Origin of the sequence: Rossellomorea aquimaris, from assembly GCF_008180865.1 — a bacterium.
Taxonomy (GTDB): Bacteria; Bacillota; Bacilli; order Bacillales; family Bacillaceae_B; genus Rossellomorea; species Rossellomorea yichunensis.
Genome location: NZ_VTEX01000005.1, coordinates 397,740 through 414,591, shown reverse-complemented (window position 1 = coordinate 414,591; position 16,852 = coordinate 397,740). Strand labels below are relative to the sequence as shown.

The following is a 16,852-nucleotide window of genomic DNA, read 5'->3' as shown; positions in this document are numbered from 1 at the left end:
TCAACTTTTTTATGACTAAAATTTATACAAAGACCAATACCCAATATCCTTGAATCCGATTCGCTTATAAATTTTTCCTGCTTCAGGATTATCATAGAATAGGCATAACTCTTTCCCTTCTTCCAGTACGTCACGACATAGCTTCGTCATGCATTCGGTCGCATACCCGTTTTTCTTATACTCAGGATGTGTGCAGACAGCGACAATCATCGCAGACATACTGTTTTCGGCGGTTGTGGAAGCAGAAGAAACAAATTTACCGTCTTCTTCTACATAATAGCTTCTCGAAACACCGGCCTCCATGCTATGTTTTCTTTCTTCTACAGAAAAATCGCCACCACTAAATTCAGGGATGCTGTTCAATAGGTCCACAAGTTTAGGTAGATCAGTGAGGGTAGCCTGTTGTACATGAGGCAGGTCTTGTCGATCCATTGATTCCGTGTTGTCACATTTCGCATAGTGCATATGTCTTATTGATTTAATTTCTCTGGATAAAAAGGGTTCAACCTGCGTCACGATCCTTTTTAATCCAGAAACGATACTGTAGTCTTCAGTCTTATTAATGATTGCGGCAAACCCTTCCGCATCAAATTCCCCCATGGAAAAAGGGATGAAGTTTTCTCTGTACTTAAGGAGGATTCCCCTCAAATTCCCTTCCGCGTCAAAGTCGCCCCAGATTTTCTGGAATTCCTGTTCATATCCGAAGGCTTCGATGTCCCCGATAATAAACAAATTCTCAGCCGGCTGCTTATGAATGAGTTGCTGGCAAATATCATGATCCTGTTCTGTAAGCTGTCTGATCATCTTGGTTCCCCCCTGTAAATAATCATTATCATACCAAAATTAGAAATATTTAGTAAAGAGTTATTTTTAGGGGAATTTGATTAATAGACGATACAAATGATGTAAATTGAATAAATTCAGTTGGACTAAGAAAAGTTATGAATAGCTACACTTTTCTTATGAAATACCATGCGTGGTTTTAAATTCATTAAAATAGGGAATCTTAGCATCAATCACAGTTACTAGGAGGGAAACTCATGCTTTGGACCATTATTGGAATTCTTTTAGTCCTTTGGTTACTCGGATTGATTTTTAAAATCGGAGGAGCCATCATCCATGTTTTACTTGTTATTGCCATTGTTGTCTTTTTATTTAACAGAATCACCGGGCGGAAAAAAGGATTATAATCATAACAAAGGTCCGTCCCTCAAAATAGAGGGACGGACCTTTGTTATATAGATTATTTTACGGCTGGGCCGCCTTTAAGTTCGATTTCAGATGGTACGTTTGAGAATTTCTTGAAGTTCTCGTTGAATTTGTGGGCAAGTTCTTTTGCTTTCACTTCATATGCTGCTTCGTTGGACCATGTTCTTTTTGGTTGCAGCACTTCGTCTGGAACACCAGGAACGTGAACAGGGATGTTCAGACCAAAGATGTCGTCCGTTTCTGTTTCAACGTGAGTCAGTTCCCCTTCAAGAGCTGCTTGAACCATAGCACGGGTGTAAGATAACTTCATGCGGTTACCAACACCGTATTCTCCACCGGTCCAACCAGTGTTCACTAAGAATACTTGTGCATTGTGCTCATCGATTTTCTTCCCAAGCATCTCAGCATAACGAGTGGCCGGGAGTGGCAGGAATGGTGAACCAAAGCATGTCGAGAATGTGGCTTGCGGTGAAGTGATCCCGCGCTCAGTACCTGCAAGCTTCGATGTATATCCGCTCAAGAAGTGATACATTGCTTGTTCTTTCGTCAGCTTGCTGATCGGAGGTAATACCCCGAATGCATCAGCGGTTAAGAATACAATGGTATTTGGATGTCCTGCAACACTTGGTTCAACGATGTTATCCATCGCTTGAAGAGGGTACGCAGCACGAGTATTTTCTGTTAACGTGTTATCCTCATAATCAGCGATGCGGGAATTGTCATCTAGAACCACGTTTTCAAGGACAGAACCGAAACGGATCGCATCAAAGATTTGTGGCTCCTTTTCACGTGTCAGACCGATACACTTAGCGTAGCAGCCGCCTTCGATATTGAATACACCGTTAGGAGACCATCCGTGCTCATCATCGCCGATTAAACGACGGTTCGGATCTGCGGACAATGTCGTTTTGCCTGTACCGGATAAACCGAAGAACAATGCCACATCTCCTTCACGTCCGACATTTGAAGAACAATGCATGGAAAGGATATCGGATTCTGGAAGTACGTAGTTCATGACAGAGAAGATCGATTTCTTCATTTCACCTGCATACTCAGTCCCACCTATTAGGACAATTCTTCTTTCAAATGATACAATGATAAATGTTTCAGAGTGAGTTCCATCTTCTGCAGGATCTGCCTTGAAGCTCGGGGCAGAAACGACGGTGAATTCTGATTGATGACCTTTTAGCTCTTCTTCTGTAGGGCGAATGAATAATTGGTGAGCGAAAAGATTATGCCAAGCGAATTCGTTGATCACTTGAATCGGTAGTCTATGTTTTGGGTCAGCACCTGCGAACCCTTTGAAAGAAAATACTTCTTCTTTTTCTTTTAAGTAATCTAATACTTTTGTATATAGTTTATCGAATGATTCTGAAGAGATTGGTTGATTGACAGAACCCCACTCAATCTTATCCTTCGTGGATGGTTCTTCTACAATGAATTTATCCTTAGGAGAGCGTCCTGTGTATTTACCAGTTTCTGCTCTGACTGCACCTGATGATGTTAAAGCGCCTTCATTTCGTTGAAGGACTTTTTCAACTAGTTGGGAAACAGATAATTGTTCCTGAATGTTTTGACCGTTAAGTAATTCTGTTAATTCATTAGACATGCTCACTGAATTCATTAGAACCCTTCCTTTATATAAATTTAATGATCTCGTTTGCTTCACAAAAATAGTATAACACAATTGAACCATTAGTCTATACTATTTATTTAATTTTATAATGTGTCTTCATATTGTCACATTTTTTGTCCGAAAATAGCTTGTACCTTCTTATATATATGAAGAAAAAATCATAATGTTTAGCCTCATTGCCTAATTAGGTTATTTTAAGAGGCCAAGATAGGTTTGAATCATGAAAAGGCCAAGCTTGAATGGTTAAACATGTCATTGGAAAAAAAGTTGACACCATTTGTACGAAACGTTATCATAGTTCCTTGAACGGATACTCTTATCCTGAGCTGGTGGAGGGAGCAGACCCTATGAAACCCAGCAACCTGCTAAATAGTTAATGGATCTTATTCTTTTGAAACGATCCGATTAAGCGAAGGTGCTAAACTGAGGCAAGGTCCAAGAACCTTGAACGATAAGAGAGAAAAGGCGCGGCTATGATCTGAAACCTTTCCTCTAATGCTTTAATCATGAGGAAGGGTTTTTTCTGTTTATAGTGGATCAAATGCACATAATGCATGATTTTTTTATAAAAAAACCATGTTTACTTCATACTACTTAGGGAATGAGTACCGTATCTGTTTAATGTTTTGTTAGATCAAAGTCTAACAATTATGCTTAAGGAGGAACCTTGATGTCAACTAAACGTCGTCTGTTTACATCTGAGTCCGTAACCGAAGGACATCCAGATAAAATTTGTGACCAAATCTCTGATTCAATTCTTGATGCAATTCTTACAAATGATCCGAATGCTCGTGTAGCATGTGAAACGTCTGTTACGACGGGTCTTGTTCTTGTTGCGGGTGAAATTACAACGAGTACGTATGTCGATATTCCCAAAATCGTTCGTGAAACGATCCGTGAAATTGGCTATACTCGTGCGAAATATGGCTTTGATGCCGAGACATGTGCTGTATTAACATCCATCGATGAGCAATCTGCTGATATCGCTCAAGGTGTAGATCAGGCACTTGAAGCTCGTGAAGGTCAAATGACGGATGAAGAAATCGATGCAATCGGTGCAGGTGACCAGGGGTTAATGTTTGGATTCGCTTGTAATGAAACGAAAGAGCTTATGCCTCTTCCGATTTCCCTTGCCCACAAAATTTCCCGTCGTCTGACTGAAGTTCGTAAAGAAGAGATCCTTCCTTACTTACGTCCTGACGGAAAAACTCAAGTAACCGTTGAATATGATGAAAACGATAAGCCGGTTCGTATTGACACGATCGTTATCTCAACTCAGCATCATCCTGAAGTGACGCTTGAGCAAATCCAACGTAACCTAAAAGAATATGTCATCGATCCTGTCGTACCGAAAGAACTGATCGATGAGCAAACAAAATACTTCATCAACCCGACTGGTCGTTTCGTTATCGGCGGACCACAAGGTGATGCAGGGTTAACAGGACGTAAAATCATCGTTGACACATACGGCGGATACGCTCGTCACGGTGGCGGTGCATTCTCTGGTAAGGATGCAACGAAAGTGGACCGTTCTGCAGCCTATGCAGCACGTTATGTAGCGAAGAACATTGTGGCAGCAGGACTTGCTGAAAAATGTGAAGTTCAATTAGCGTATGCAATCGGTGTTGCTCAACCGGTATCCATTTCAATTGATACATTTGGAACAGGTAAAGTATCAGAAGACGTGCTAATTGACGTTGTTCGCAATAACTTTGATCTGCGTCCTGCAGGAATCATCAAAATGCTGGACCTTCGTCGTCCGATCTACAAGCAGACAGCTGCTTACGGACACTTTGGCCGTAACGATATTGATCTACCTTGGGAGCGTACAAATAAAGCGGAAGCATTAAAAGCGGAAGCGTTAAGCGAATAATGAAAGATAGAGATAGAAGAGACCAACACTTATCAGGGTGTTGGTCTTTTTTTACGATATGGTACGATGGTGGGGAAGTTTGTTGTGCCGAATGGCAGGTATATCGAGATTATGGCAGATATATTTTGAAAATGGCAGTTGAATCCGAAACGGGGACCAGCCTGCAAGAAAATATTCCATGTGTATTCTCAGGAAGGTTGGGGTATCCCAAGTATAGGATATTAAAATGGTTTGATGCCTTTATAATATTGTCCTTTTTCTGCGTATTCTTTCGAAATTCGCTTCATTTCGCTAATATCATGTTCATTTAACTCTCTCACCACTTTTGCTGGCCGACCGAATGCCAGCGTGTTGGGAGGAATGACTTTCCCTTGTGGAACAAGGCTTCCTGCCCCAATAAATGCTCCTTCTCCAATTTCAGCATTATCGAGAATGATCGACCCCATGCCGATCAATGCTTTCTTTCGGATTTTGCAGCTATGTAGAATCACTCCATGGCCTACGGTTACTTCATCTTCAAGAATAAGAGGGTTATTTGGACTCTGATGAAGAATGGAATTATCCTGTATATTTACTTTATTACCGATTTTCGTTGGAGCGACGTCCCCTCTGATGACGGTGTTAAACCAGATGCTGGACTCTTCACCGATCTCCACATCCCCGGAGATGGTGACATAATCGGCAATGTATGCCGAGTGAGCGATGATTGGTTTTTTATCATAATATGGATAGAGCATTTTTTACTACCCCTTTCAAGAATATTTACTATAATAATGGTAGCAGAATTCATTCACATAGAGAACTATTAAGGAGGAATTGCCATGTGGAAATGGGAAACAGATCAAGAAGCAAAGGCAGTCATCGTCATCGTTCATGGAGCAATGGAGCATCATGGTCGGTACGGGTGGCTCATTGAAATGTGGCGTGCAGCAGGTTTCCATGTCATCATGGGGGATTTACCGGGTCAGGGGATGACTTCAAGAAGTAAAAGAGGACATATCGATTCGTTCGATGAATATATAGTAGAAGTGAAAGATTGGGTACAGGCGGCGTACCAATTTGAATTGCCTGTATTTCTGATTGGTCATAGTATGGGTGGGCTTGTTGCGGTCCGTATGCTTCAGGAATCCCATGTGAACCTGGCAGGGGTGATATTGTCCTCACCTTGTTTAGGCTTGGTCACGACCCCGTCAAAACCGATCGAGCTCTTGTCCCACGGTTTAAATAAGATCGCTCCCATGGTGAAATTCCCATCAGGATTAACGATCGATATGGCAACGAGAAATGCAGATGTACGTGAAATTGATAGCAACGATTCACTCTATATCACCAAGGTGTCTGTCCGCTGGTACAGGGAGCTCGCCCAAGCGATAAAACTGGCTTTTGTAAACCTGGAAAAAATGCCTGACGTCCCTCTGCTCGTGCTGCAGGCTGGTGACGACAAAATCGTCGATAAAAAAGCAGTGAAAAAGTGGTTCAACGAACTGTCTTTATCTGAAATGCATTACAAAGAATGGCCGAAATGCTATCATGAAATCTATAATGAACCAGAAAGAGAAGATATCTTTGAGTACTCCAAAATTTTCATTGAAAGTCGTTTGAAAGCGCTAGGATACATTTTGTAAAAGAGGTGGTAAAGGTGTCCATACCAAGTGATCCCTTTTCGTTAATGACAAGAGTATACCGAAATGTTTTTCCGATTGTTCATAAAGAATTAGATGAGTGGAAAAGGCGGGCTGAATCGATCCCCAATCAGGAATTAAGAAGTCAGGCCCTTGCCAGTATCGAACATAAAACGTTTCACTGTGAAGGTGGATCGATCCTTTCCCTGCTGGCACTGGACAAGAAAGAAGAAACGATTCGATTCATCGTCGCCTATCAAACGATAAGCGATTATTTGGATAATCTGTGTGATCGAAGCGTTTCCCTGGATCCCGACGATTTTGCCCTTCTTCATCAATCCATGAAAGACGCCCTGACGGTGGGCGCTGTGCCTGTCAATTACTATGCTTTAAGGGCCGATCAGGATGACGGGGGGTATCTGAGGGATTTAGTGCTTACCTGTCAGTCGGTTCTTGAAGCATTACATCACTATGACAGCATCAAAAAGGATCTTATACAACTTTGTGAATACTACTGCGACTTGCAGATACATAAACATGTAAAAAAAGAAGAAAGGGTAGGAAGGCTGCAGAATTGGTTTGAAACTCACCGTTCGAACCTTCCGGAAATGAATTGGTACGAGTTTTCCGCCTGCTCCGGATCTACACTCGGTATCTTCTGTTTAGTGTCATACGCATGCCGGAGCGATTTTCAGCCGTCTCACACAGAAAAAATCAAACGTGGATATTTTCCATACATTCAGGGCTTACATATTCTTCTTGATTACTTCATCGACCAGGATGAGGACCAGGAGGGGGGAGACTTGAACTTCTGCTTCTATTACGAGGATGATGAGCATTTAAAGGAACGGCTGTTACATTTCCTGCAAAAAGCAGACGAACACACCCATGAACTGCCCCATGCCCATTTTCACCGCCTGATCAACAAAGGACTCATCGGCGTTTACCTGTCAGACGACAAGGCAAATAAACAAGAAAAAGTACAATCCTTCTCCAAACAATTCATCGCACAAGCCGGCTGGATCACGAGATTCTTCTACATCAACGGAAAAATCTACCGAAAATGGAGAAATCGTAGAAAAACATCCTAAAAAAGAGGGACGGACCTTCGACACCAGTGTCGAAGGTCCGTCCCTCTTTTTGTCTCTTTCATCAAACTTAAGTCGTATGATTAAATACTAAATTCGACCTTTAATACCATATTTATACAAATAATATTCGTTGATTTCTTTCATATTGCGACAAAATACCCATCTGATTCTTATCGAAATATAATACTATTTATCTAAAAATCCATTATTTCGTAATACTAAATAACTAATGTATTCTGAAAAGATTTACTTTTCAGAATAATGGAGTATATTTTAATTAGTGTAAAAATTTAGTACATAAAAAGAGGGGGAATACTGTTTGAAATCTCGTAAAGTATTATCGATGGCCATGGTTGCGGCATTAAGTGTAGGAGCATTTGCTGTACCTGCATCAGCTGCAACCACAGTGCCTGAAAATGTGTTAGCGAAGCCGGCAGTGAAACATGATCATAAACATGGAGGGCCTTTTGATTTAGGCATTGCGAATGACGAACGCCTGATTGAAATGCTGAAGGAAGAAGGCAAGATCAAGCAAAATGCGACAACCGCTGAAGCGGAAAAAGCATTGCAAAAGTTCCTGAAATCGAAAGCGGAATCTGCTGAAAAAGAAGCGGAAGAAGGCGAACTAGAAGGTGAAGAAGCAGAAGTGAAGACTAAGCTTCAAAAAGAAATGAAGAATAACAGCTTGACTTCAGGTAAGGGAAATAAGCTTGGAAAAGCTAAGAAGAATGCACCGGCTTCTGTGGAAGAAGAAGCATATAATGGAGAGAAAAGAACGGATGAAGTATTAGTTCTATTAGTGGATTATCCCGATAAGCCACATAATTCTATGACAGCTGATGAAACTGATATGTATTACGAAGGTGATGATGCTTATTCCCGTGAGCATTATCAAGATATGTTGTTTGGTACAGGGGGTTGGACAGGCCCAGACGGTAAAAACTATGTTTCCATGAAACAATATTATGAACAACAGTCAGGTGGAAGCTATTCTGTAGAAGGTGAAGTTGCAGGGTGGTATACAGCGAGTAAGCCTGCAGCAGCATATGGTGGAAATGATCCACAGCCTGACGGAAGTGATGTTGATGCTCGAGGTCTTGTAAAAGAAGCTTTAGCAGCAGCAGCTGCAGATCCTGATGTAAACCTTGCTGACTATGACAAATGGGATCGATATGATCTAGATGGTGATGGAGATTATCTTGAACCGGACGGACTTGTTGATCACTTAATGGTTATTCACTCTGGTGTGGGTGAAGAAGCAGGCGGCGGATCGTTAGGGTCAGACGCAATCTGGTCTCATCGTTGGAATTTAGGTGGTATTTTCCCAATCGAAGGTTCTCCGGCACCTGAAGTGGATTATTGGGGAGAAGGAACAATGTATGCTTACGACTACACTATCGAACCTGAAGATGGTGCTGTCGGGGTCATGGCCCATGAATTCGGTCATGATTTAGGTCTTCCAGATGAGTACGATACCCAGTACACAGGAACAGGAGAGCCGGTAAGCTACTGGTCCATCATGGCAAGTGGAAGCTGGGCCGGGGATATTCCGGGGACTCAGCCTACTGGATTCAGTCCTTATATGAAGGAAATGCTTCAGTCATCTGCAGTGGTGGATAATGAAGGTACTGAAGGTAATTGGTTAACGGGTACGGAAGTGAGCATTGGTGATGTTGATAGAAAAGGAGAAGAGGTTCTTCTTGACGAAGCAAACACAAAAGGTACAAACAACGACGTAGTGAAAGTCAACCTTCCTCAAAAAGAAACAGTCATCAATGAGCCGGCGAGCGGTGAATATGAGTACTTCTCAGGAAGTGCTGATGACTTACACAATTATTTAACTACTACTGTAGATTTAACGAATGCTACATCTGCTGAGTTCAATTTCAAAGCTTGGTATGACATTGAAACAGATTGGGATTATGCATATGTAACAGTGAACGGTGAACCGGTGGCAAGTGATATTACTACCGATACTAATCCTAACGACTCTAATCTTGGAAATGGAATCACTGGTTCTTCTAACGGCTGGATAAACGCTTCATTCGACCTTTCAGCTTATGCTGGACAAGAAGTTGAAGTAGCAATCGAGTATGTAACAGATGCTGCCGTTTCAAATCCAGGCTTATATGCAGATGATCTTTCTGTAGTAGTGGATGGACAAGAAGTATTGTTTGATGACGCTGAAGGCGACGCTAAATTCAATTTAGACGGCTTCACGAAAGACGACGGTATCAAACGCTCGGACCACTACTACCTACTGGAATGGCGCAGCCACAACGGTGTCGATGAAGGTCTTGCCAACATCCGCCGTGGTGCAAGCATAATGAAATATGATGGTGGTCTGGTAGTATGGTACGTTGACAAACAATTCAGTGAAAACTGGACAGGAGCTCATCCTGGAGATGGATTCGTCGGTGTTGTCGACGCAGACCAAAAGACAAACTATTGGAGCGATGGTACAGCTGGATCGACTCGTTACCAGGTCCACGATGCTGCATTCAGCTTGAATAAATCCGAGAAAATGTTCTTGGATTACTCTGATATTACTGGTATCACGATGAAAGACAACCACACCAAACGTAACCCATTATTTGACGACAGTGCGGATTACAGCAACAAAGGTATGGTAGACGCCGGACGTAATGTACCGAACTATGGATTGAAATTCCGTGTAATTGGAGAAAGTGCTGACGGTACAGTCGGTAAAGTGTTAATCTACAAAAAATAAGTAAGTAAAGGGTGACTGCCTTCCCGGCAGTCACCCTTTAAGCATGTTATTGGACATTTTTTATTTCTGAATTGATAATAATACTCACATCAATTAAAGGAGATGTCCATTTTGAAGCTCAGTGTATTAGATCAGTCACCCATTTCAGAAGGAATGAGCCCACAAGAGGCTTTACATCATACAGTACAATTAGCACAGCATGTGGAGAAGTTGGGATTCGAACGTTTTTGGGTATCCGAGCATCATGATTCCACGGGACTTGCGGGTTCCTCACCGGAGGTCTTGATCGCTCACCTGGCACAGAATACATCAAGAATTCGTGTCGGTTCCGGAGGGGTTATGCTTCCTCATTACTCTTCATACAAAGTAGCGGAGAATTTCCGATTGCTTGAAGGGTTGAATCCGAATCGGATTGACTTAGGTTTGGGGAGGGCACCTGGCGGAATGCCAATGGCAACGATGGCCCTGCACGACGGGAAGCCGAGGGACGTCAATCGTTATCCTGAACAAATCGATGACCTGCTGGGGTATTTAACCGATTCATTACCGGATACTCATCCCTATCAAGGATTAACGGCAGCCCCGATGATTGAAACGATGCCGGAAGTATGGATGCTCGGTTCAAGTCCGTCCAGTGCGATGCTTGCGGCACAAAAAGGATTACCGTATACCTTTGCCCAGTTTATTAACGGGGAAGGCGGCCCTCAATATTCGCAGGCTTACAGAAATAACTTTGTTCCTTCCGAATACCTGAAGGAGCCGAAGAACATCGTAGCCGTATTTGCCATCTGTGCTGAAACGGATGAAGAAGCAGAAAGAGTCGCATCCAGCATAGACTTGGCGATCTTGATGATTGAACAGGGCATGCGTTCAAACGGGACACCAAGTCCTGAAAAAGCGGCAGCTTATCAGTACACTCCATTTGAAGAAATGAGAGTGCGGGAAAATCGCAAACGCATGGTCGTAGGAAATCCTAAAAAAGTGAAAGAACAACTACTTTCACTCAGTGAACAGTACCAAACAGATGAAATCATGCTCGTCAGCATCACCTATGATTTCCAGGACAAACTCAAATCATTCGAATTAATCGCAAGCGAGTTGTTATAAAAGTAGGGACGGACCTCGAAAAGGTCCGTCCCTATTTTTATTGGCCAGCTGCAGGGCTTAGAGGCTCGAGGTCATAAGCCGAACTCTCCAAAAAGGCAAAAATCAGCCTTTTCGGCAAGTCCGGCCTATGCTTGTCGCCTTTAGGCAAGCCCTTCCGCTTTTCTGTTTATCTCTTCTCCAATGCCACAATAAATGGAGGATTATTCAGCTGGTTCATGAATTGGTATCTAAGGACATGAACATAGTTTTGGTCCAGTCTTTCAACATACCGAAGGATGTAATCCCTCTCTACCGCACCCTCAGGATGTCCGTGATAAATGACAAGGACGAGGATCCCTTCAGGTGCCATCATTTCCAGAATTTGATTCAAGGCGAGTATCGTCGTTTTCGGACGGGTAACGATATCCTTATCACCGCCCGGTAAGTATCCAAGATTAAATACTGCCCCCGTCACTTTCCCGTGATGCAATGGAGGAATGACGTTCATTACTGTCTCGTGCCCTTGGTGAAAGAGTGTCACCCGGTGAGCAAGATCATGGGTGATGAGCTGTTCTTTTGTGTTTTCTATGGCATCCTCTTGAATATCAAAACCGTATACACGGCCATTTTCTCCGACTAACCGAGCCAGGAATAAGGTGTCATGCCCATTCCCGAGTGTGGCGTCTATTGTAATGTCTCCTGGTTTGACAGCCCGTTCCAGAAGCTCTCTCGCAAAAGGTAAGATTCGATCTAATTTCATGCTTTCACATCCACTTTATAAAATTTTCCCTGCCAGCTGTCCCGGCGTTTAAGTTCATCGTCAATTGCGTTCAATACACTCCATTTGTTCACGCTCCACATCGGTCCGATCATCAGGTCAATAGGTCCGTCCCCCGTAATGCGGTGAACGATCATTTCAGGTGGAATGACTTCCAGCTGATCGCAAACCAGTTTTACGTAGTGATCGAAATCCATGAAGTCGAGCAGTCCTTTTTCGTATTGCTTGACCATGGGAGTTCCTTTCAGCAAATGCAAGAGGTGGATTTTGATTCCCTGGACGTCAAGCTTGGCCACTTCACGTGCTGTTTCCATCATCATTTCTTCATCTTCTTGAGGAAGTCCGTTAATAATATGGGAACACACACGTATACCGTGTTTTCTTAACTTATTGACTCCTTCGACATAGTATTGATAATCGTGGGCCCGATTAATCAATCCGGCAGTTTTTTCATGAACGGTTTGCAGGCCCAGTTCTACCCATAAATAGGTTCTTTCGTTCAATTCAGCTAAGTATTCGACCACATCGTCAGGGAGACAATCCGGGCGGGTGGCGATGGAAATACCTACAACACCATCTTGCCCGAGAACTGATTCATATTTCTCTCTTAGCACATCCACAGGTGCGTGAGTGTTTGTGAAGGCTTGGAAATACGCCATATACTTACCATCTTTCCACTTCTTATGCATTCTTCCTTTAATGTCATTGAATTGCTTTTCTAAGGAGTCGACCCTGCTCCCGGCAAAGTCCCCAGAGCCTGAAGCACTGCAAAAGGTACAGCCGCCATGGGCGACCGTGCCGTCACGGTTCGGGCAATCAAAACCGCCATCCAAAGCAACCTTAAAGACTTTATGTCCAAAGTGATTTCGTAAATGGTAATTCCACGTATGATATCGTTTTAAATCTGTGGCATATGGAAATGGGTTTGTCTCGATGACAAACACCTCCTACGTTTCAATATGTGTAACAGTATGTATGACGCTCAAAAAGATTTTATCATGAACACGGGGTCAAATGTATCCTGCATAGAGAAATAGGTGAAGATTACCACTTCTGAAACGGGCAATCAGGTTCAAACTAAGATGGAGGAGAGTAAGGATGGGACCTTCCTCTTCTTTAGTCCAAACATCAAGGAGGTAGTCGTAATGGCAACAAGAAATTCGGTTGATGAATGCATTCAAAAGTGTGAAGATGCCATTCGTTACGCTCAAGAACAATATAAATCAGGGACACAGCAAGAGCATTACCATGATGTGGAGTACACTCAAGCCATGCAGCAGCTTGAAGAAGCGGTGAATGATGTGGCTCATTTGGCCAATAGTGCCAACTCTCAACAGCGTGAACAATTGCATCGCATGAGACTTCAGCTTCAGGCATTACAAAATGAGATGATTTTGTTAGATCATGACCCTAATGTAGTAGGAGGTAAATTACATTGACCACACGTTCTGACAAAAAAAACCCTGAACAAAAGACCCGCAGTGATTTCCGTAATCTAGATACAGAATTCGGGGCTGAAAACAATCCTGTCAAAGCTGCGAAAAAGCGCTACGAAAAAAAGGGACAGCCTGTTAAATCCGATCATCATAACGGAAAATAATGGACTGAAACCAGGTGCACAATAAATAAGTGCATCTGGTTTTTTAAAATATAGCTATGTTAAACTTTAATGTTGATTTTAGGGCAAGAATTAAAGTGAGGGGAATTCCTCACTTTATTCTTCTTCTACATCTAATAGGTATCCGTAAAATTCATCGTGTAATTCAATATTCTCTTTTAATGATTCCTTTGTTTCTTCGTCAATTAAGTCCATAGTAAATTCCGCACATAAATGGTCACCACCATCAATCATTACTAATATTGAATGGATTAGCCCACGAAATGTTTCTTCTTGTACCTTTCTAAAAGCAGTAATTTCTTCTTCGTTAGTAAACTTCTTTTGAAGTAATTTATGTTCATTTTCGTATTCAGACCACATCAAATCAGTATCTGGAGAAGATATACTCTCGACAGATACATCCACCCAATAGTCTTTAATCTCTCTCAGGTGTTGAAATAATAGCTTTTGTTTATCACTTAGCATCTCATATACCCCTATCAGCTTAAATTTTTAGTTCGGATAATCTCAATGAATTAAATGTAGCAGTTACAGGGAAGAGGCAGGAATTCACCATCATTTCCTTAATATTTGCACTGGTTTTTTCGTACTTGTTCATATCAAGGTAACGGAACCAAGACAAATAATTTTCAAGATATTTTGTGGCAACACTATTAAAACGCTGAATCCATTTTTTTAAACGACTGTGGTAGTTATTAACGTTTTGAATATGATAAATGCCTTTTATTACTCTAACTTTCCCGTCAGATTTAAAACGGTAATGTTCAACACCTTTTTCTTTGGCGTAGGTGCTAAAAGCTCGCCAAGAATCTGTGCAAAGAATATTCTCTTTGGATAGTTTTTCACCTATCTTCTTTTCCAATTTGGCTTTAATTACTCTCCCTTTCCAAAGAACAGATGAAATTGTACCTTTGTGACGGTCACGAGCAACGAGTACACAAACTTGGTCTTTGCTTATACCTCTATATTCAGATTCTCCTCCACGCTTTCTTGGTTCACGACCAACAATACCCCTTTTTCCTTTTTCAGAGTATAGGAAATAAGTTTCATCCATTTCAACAATACCGTTAAATTTGTCTAACGAGATTTGCGATAAGGCGCATAAAATTTTGTGTCTCCAATAAAATAATGTCACCCAAGAGATTCTACCGATTATCATTGCTGACTTTCTTAAAGAATGTCCTTCAATCATACACTCAATAAACTTTAACCACTTGTCCATTTTACGAGTACGATTAAGCGGAGTATTAGTTAGATCTGTGAACGTTTTAGTACAGGATTTGCATTTGTACCGTTGTTTTTCAATGACTTTTACTGAGGATTTAATAGTGTATTTTCCAAAACGAACTACTTGTGTAGATTGACAATGAGGGCATACAAAACCCTTCTCATTCTTACGTTCCTTAATTTCTTTGGTGATAGGCTCTTTTCCATAGATTACATTACCTATGGAACTTTGAAGATAGGCTAATAATCGTTGTTGAGTCATTTCATCCAATTGTTGAATTTCGTTTACGATTTCTGCCAGCTTCATTGTCCTACACCTCACTATTTTTATACCTTCATTTTAGAACAAATGTTCGTAAATATCAAATATCAACATTGAACATTAACATAGCTTAAAATATGAAAAAGGACATCTATTTTAAGAAATAATTCTTGCCCCCTTTCACAAAAAAGAGTAAAATCCTTTTGGGACTCGAAATAAAATGGTGGAAAGGGGGCAGAATCATGCCCAAATCATTATGGTTGCTTGTCATTGGAATGATGGTAAATGTGACAGGTGCCTCTTTTTTATGGCCGCTAAATACAATTTATCTACATGAGAATTTAGGGAAATCACTATCTGTAGCGGGAATCGTGCTGATGATGAACGCTGGAGCAAGTGTAATCGGAAATCTGATCGGGGGAACACTTTTTGATAAGTTTGGTGGATACCGCTCGATATTAGTAGGGATTTCCATTACTTTGACTGCTCTGGTCGGAATGAATATTTGGCATGGCTGGCCGCACTATGTGGTCTTCTTGACCATTGTTGGTTTTGGATCGGGAATCGTCTTTCCTTCCATGTATGCCATGGCAGGGTCAGTGTGGCCTGAAGGTGGCCGAAAAGCGTTCAATTCCGTCTATGTGGCGCAAAATATCGGAGTTGCGGTCGGAGCTGCATTAGGTGGGTTCGTCGCCTCGTTTTCCTTTAACTATATATTCTTAGCGAATCTTAGTATGTATATCGTCTTTTTCTTCATTGCCTTATTTGGTTATCGAAGCATATCCGTAAGCGCTCATCAAACATCTGTATTGAATGAGTCTAAAGTGATTAGGGATAAATCGAAACTGAAAGCACTGCTCTTCATTTGTGTGGCCTATTTATTATGCTGGATGGGCTATGTACAATGGCAGTCCACCATTGCAACGTACACACAGGAAATCAATATCAGTCTGAAACAATACAGCTTATTGTGGACGATCAATGGAGCATTGATTGTGCTTGCTCAGCCACTTTTATCAAAAACCATCAAGCGTTTTGAACATAATTTAAAGCTTCAAATTATGATTGGGACGATTATTTTCATGGTTTCCTTCGCGGTGGCTTCGATTGCCGATCAATTTCAATGGTTTGCCATTGCGATGATCATTCTGACAATCGGTGAAATGCTCATATGGCCGGCTGTTCCTACCATTGCTAACTCACTTGCTCCAAAAGGGAGAGAAGGATTCTATCAGGGAATCGTGAATAGTACAGCAACAGGAGGGAGAATGATCGGTCCATTTATCGGAGGAGTATTAGTGGACGTATTCAGCATGCAGGTGCTGTTTATGACGTTGATCGCTTTCTTCATGGTCTCATTAATCATTACGAGTCAATATGACCGACCGTTGAAAAAGAAAAGCCCAGTCTCCGTTTCGGTTCAACAATAAAGAAACCCCCAATGAGGATTCATTGGAGGTTTTTCCATATAAAAAGGGCTCCCGTTTCCTACGGAAGCCCACTTGCAAAAAATTGAGGCGAGAGATCAGCAAACGCCACATCGTTTGTTGTCACAAGGACGTGAACCCCGACTTACACAATTCAGCTCATCGCTATAATAGAATAGCATAGGACTAATAAGAAAACAAGACTATTTTACAAAAAATAATCTAATCGCTTAGATTATAGGAAGTTTTAGAAATATTTATAGTCGTTTCTAAGAAGCATTACTATAGAAAA

Annotated in this window: 16 protein-coding genes and 1 riboswitch; of the genes, 9 read left to right on the top strand and 7 right to left on the bottom strand. The window is 41.7% G+C overall.

Annotated elements, in window-relative coordinates; genetic code table 11:
* Positions 1–15: 15 nt before the first annotated feature.
* The gene (locus FZC88_RS19890; protein WP_148996162.1) at positions 16–804 is read right to left on the bottom strand and encodes a GNAT family N-acetyltransferase; all 789 of its coding nucleotides are present in this window, start codon (positions 802–804) and stop codon (positions 16–18) included.
* A 236-nt stretch (positions 805–1,040) separates the two neighbouring features.
* Between FZC88_RS19890 and FZC88_RS19885 the strand changes: the two genes are divergently transcribed.
* Positions 1,041–1,190: a lmo0937 family membrane protein gene (locus FZC88_RS19885; RefSeq protein ID WP_113969836.1), complete on the top strand. Its 150-nt coding sequence runs from the start codon at positions 1,041–1,043 to the stop codon at positions 1,188–1,190.
* Between the two features lie 53 nt (positions 1,191–1,243).
* On the opposite strand, the gene pckA is transcribed toward FZC88_RS19885, so the two are convergent.
* The gene (pckA, locus tag FZC88_RS19880) at positions 1,244–2,833 is read right to left on the bottom strand and encodes a phosphoenolpyruvate carboxykinase (ATP) (RefSeq protein ID WP_148996161.1); all 1,590 of its coding nucleotides are present in this window, start codon (positions 2,831–2,833) and stop codon (positions 1,244–1,246) included.
* A 325-nt stretch (positions 2,834–3,158) separates the two neighbouring features.
* Positions 3,159–3,303: riboswitch (SAM riboswitch) on the top strand.
* Positions 3,304–3,515: 212 nt separating this feature from the next.
* Between pckA and metK the strand changes: the two genes are divergently transcribed.
* Positions 3,516–4,718 carry a methionine adenosyltransferase gene (gene metK / locus FZC88_RS19875; protein ID WP_148996160.1) on the top strand — a complete coding sequence of 401 codons (1,203 nt, stop codon included), beginning with the start codon at positions 3,516–3,518 and terminating at the stop codon, positions 4,716–4,718.
* Between the two features lie 221 nt (positions 4,719–4,939).
* Here the strand turns inward: metK and FZC88_RS19870 are convergent, their stop codons facing one another.
* Positions 4,940–5,455, bottom strand: a complete 516-nt coding sequence (locus tag FZC88_RS19870; protein ID WP_148971010.1) for a gamma carbonic anhydrase — start codon at positions 5,453–5,455, stop codon at positions 4,940–4,942.
* A gap of 84 nt (positions 5,456–5,539) precedes the next feature.
* Between FZC88_RS19870 and FZC88_RS19865 the strand changes: the two genes are divergently transcribed.
* The 4 genes from FZC88_RS19865 to FZC88_RS19850 all read left to right on the top strand — a co-directional run bounded on the left by FZC88_RS19865 (position 5,540) and on the right by FZC88_RS19850 (position 11,269).
* Positions 5,540–6,343, top strand: a complete 804-nt coding sequence (locus tag FZC88_RS19865; RefSeq protein WP_148971009.1) for an alpha/beta hydrolase — start codon at positions 5,540–5,542, stop codon at positions 6,341–6,343.
* Positions 6,344–6,357: 14 nt separating this feature from the next.
* Positions 6,358–7,431: a tetraprenyl-beta-curcumene synthase family protein gene (locus FZC88_RS19860; RefSeq protein WP_148996159.1), complete on the top strand. Its 1,074-nt coding sequence runs from the start codon at positions 6,358–6,360 to the stop codon at positions 7,429–7,431.
* A 343-nt stretch (positions 7,432–7,774) separates the two neighbouring features.
* Positions 7,775–10,162, top strand: coding sequence for an immune inhibitor A domain-containing protein (locus FZC88_RS19855; protein WP_432653503.1), 2,388 nt, complete (start codon positions 7,775–7,777; stop codon positions 10,160–10,162).
* Positions 10,163–10,264: 102 nt separating this feature from the next.
* Positions 10,265–11,269: an LLM class flavin-dependent oxidoreductase gene (locus tag FZC88_RS19850; protein WP_148996158.1), complete on the top strand. Its 1,005-nt coding sequence runs from the start codon at positions 10,265–10,267 to the stop codon at positions 11,267–11,269.
* Positions 11,270–11,435: 166 nt separating this feature from the next.
* On the opposite strand, the gene mnmM is transcribed toward FZC88_RS19850, so the two are convergent.
* Both mnmM and mnmL read right to left on the bottom strand, forming a co-directional pair.
* Positions 11,436–12,008, bottom strand: coding sequence for a tRNA 5-(aminomethyl)-2-thiouridylate-methyltransferase MnmM (gene mnmM / locus FZC88_RS19845; RefSeq protein ID WP_148971006.1), 573 nt, complete (start codon positions 12,006–12,008; stop codon positions 11,436–11,438).
* Positions 12,005–12,970, bottom strand: a complete 966-nt coding sequence (mnmL, locus tag FZC88_RS19840) for a tRNA modification radical SAM protein MnmL/YtqA (protein WP_148996157.1) — start codon at positions 12,968–12,970, stop codon at positions 12,005–12,007. The genes mnmM and mnmL overlap by 4 nt, the downstream gene beginning before the upstream one ends.
* Positions 12,971–13,171: 201 nt before the next feature.
* Between mnmL and FZC88_RS19835 the strand changes: the two genes are divergently transcribed.
* Together FZC88_RS19835 and FZC88_RS19830 are read left to right on the top strand one after the other, a co-directional pair.
* Complete coding sequence (locus FZC88_RS19835) at positions 13,172–13,465, top strand: YtzC family protein (RefSeq protein WP_113969827.1); 294 nt, start codon at positions 13,172–13,174, stop codon at positions 13,463–13,465.
* Positions 13,462–13,626 (top strand): hypothetical protein, encoded by a 165-nt coding sequence (locus tag FZC88_RS19830; protein ID WP_044340322.1) that lies wholly within the window; start codon positions 13,462–13,464, stop codon positions 13,624–13,626. The genes FZC88_RS19835 and FZC88_RS19830 overlap by 4 nt, the downstream gene beginning before the upstream one ends.
* Before the next feature lie 114 nt (positions 13,627–13,740).
* Here FZC88_RS19830 and FZC88_RS19825 read toward each other — a convergent pair whose 3' ends face one another.
* Positions 13,741–14,109 (bottom strand): histidine kinase, encoded by a 369-nt coding sequence (locus FZC88_RS19825; RefSeq protein ID WP_148996156.1) that lies wholly within the window; start codon positions 14,107–14,109, stop codon positions 13,741–13,743.
* A gap of 19 nt (positions 14,110–14,128) precedes the next feature.
* Positions 14,129–15,178, bottom strand: a complete 1,050-nt coding sequence (locus tag FZC88_RS19820; protein ID WP_148996155.1) for an IS1595 family transposase — start codon at positions 15,176–15,178, stop codon at positions 14,129–14,131.
* 197 nt (positions 15,179–15,375) lie between these two features.
* Here FZC88_RS19820 and FZC88_RS19815 point away from each other — a divergent pair, with 197 nt between their 5' ends.
* Entirely contained in the window at positions 15,376–16,563 is a 1,188-nt protein-coding gene (locus FZC88_RS19815) for an MDR family MFS transporter (RefSeq protein WP_148996154.1), read from the top strand.
* Positions 16,564–16,852: the final 289 nt, after the last annotated feature.

Excerpts from the sequence above, each read along its gene's own strand:
- FZC88_RS19825 (WP_148996156.1), bottom strand. The coding sequence starts at position 14,109 with ATGCTAAGTGATAAACAAAAGCTATTATTTCAACACCTGAGAGAGATT.
- pckA (WP_148996161.1), bottom strand. The coding sequence starts at position 2,833 with ATGAATTCAGTGAGCATGTCTAATGAATTAACAGAATTACTTAACGGT.
- FZC88_RS19865 (WP_148971009.1), top strand. The coding sequence starts at position 5,540 with ATGTGGAAATGGGAAACAGATCAAGAAGCAAAGGCAGTCATCGTCATC.
- FZC88_RS19855 (WP_432653503.1), top strand. The coding sequence starts at position 7,775 with ATGGCCATGGTTGCGGCATTAAGTGTAGGAGCATTTGCTGTACCTGCA.
- mnmM (WP_148971006.1), bottom strand. The coding sequence starts at position 12,008 with ATGAAATTAGATCGAATCTTACCTTTTGCGAGAGAGCTTCTGGAACGG.
- FZC88_RS19820 (WP_148996155.1), bottom strand. The coding sequence starts at position 15,178 with ATGAAGCTGGCAGAAATCGTAAACGAAATTCAACAATTGGATGAAATG.
- metK (WP_148996160.1), top strand. The coding sequence starts at position 3,516 with ATGTCAACTAAACGTCGTCTGTTTACATCTGAGTCCGTAACCGAAGGA.
- FZC88_RS19890 (WP_148996162.1), bottom strand. The coding sequence starts at position 804 with ATGATCAGACAGCTTACAGAACAGGATCATGATATTTGCCAGCAACTC.
- FZC88_RS19850 (WP_148996158.1), top strand. The coding sequence starts at position 10,265 with ATGTCCATTTTGAAGCTCAGTGTATTAGATCAGTCACCCATTTCAGAA.
- FZC88_RS19870 (WP_148971010.1), bottom strand. The coding sequence starts at position 5,455 with ATGCTCTATCCATATTATGATAAAAAACCAATCATCGCTCACTCGGCA.
- FZC88_RS19815 (WP_148996154.1), top strand. The coding sequence starts at position 15,376 with ATGCCCAAATCATTATGGTTGCTTGTCATTGGAATGATGGTAAATGTG.
- FZC88_RS19835 (WP_113969827.1), top strand. The coding sequence starts at position 13,172 with ATGGCAACAAGAAATTCGGTTGATGAATGCATTCAAAAGTGTGAAGAT.
- FZC88_RS19885 (WP_113969836.1), top strand. The coding sequence starts at position 1,041 with ATGCTTTGGACCATTATTGGAATTCTTTTAGTCCTTTGGTTACTCGGA.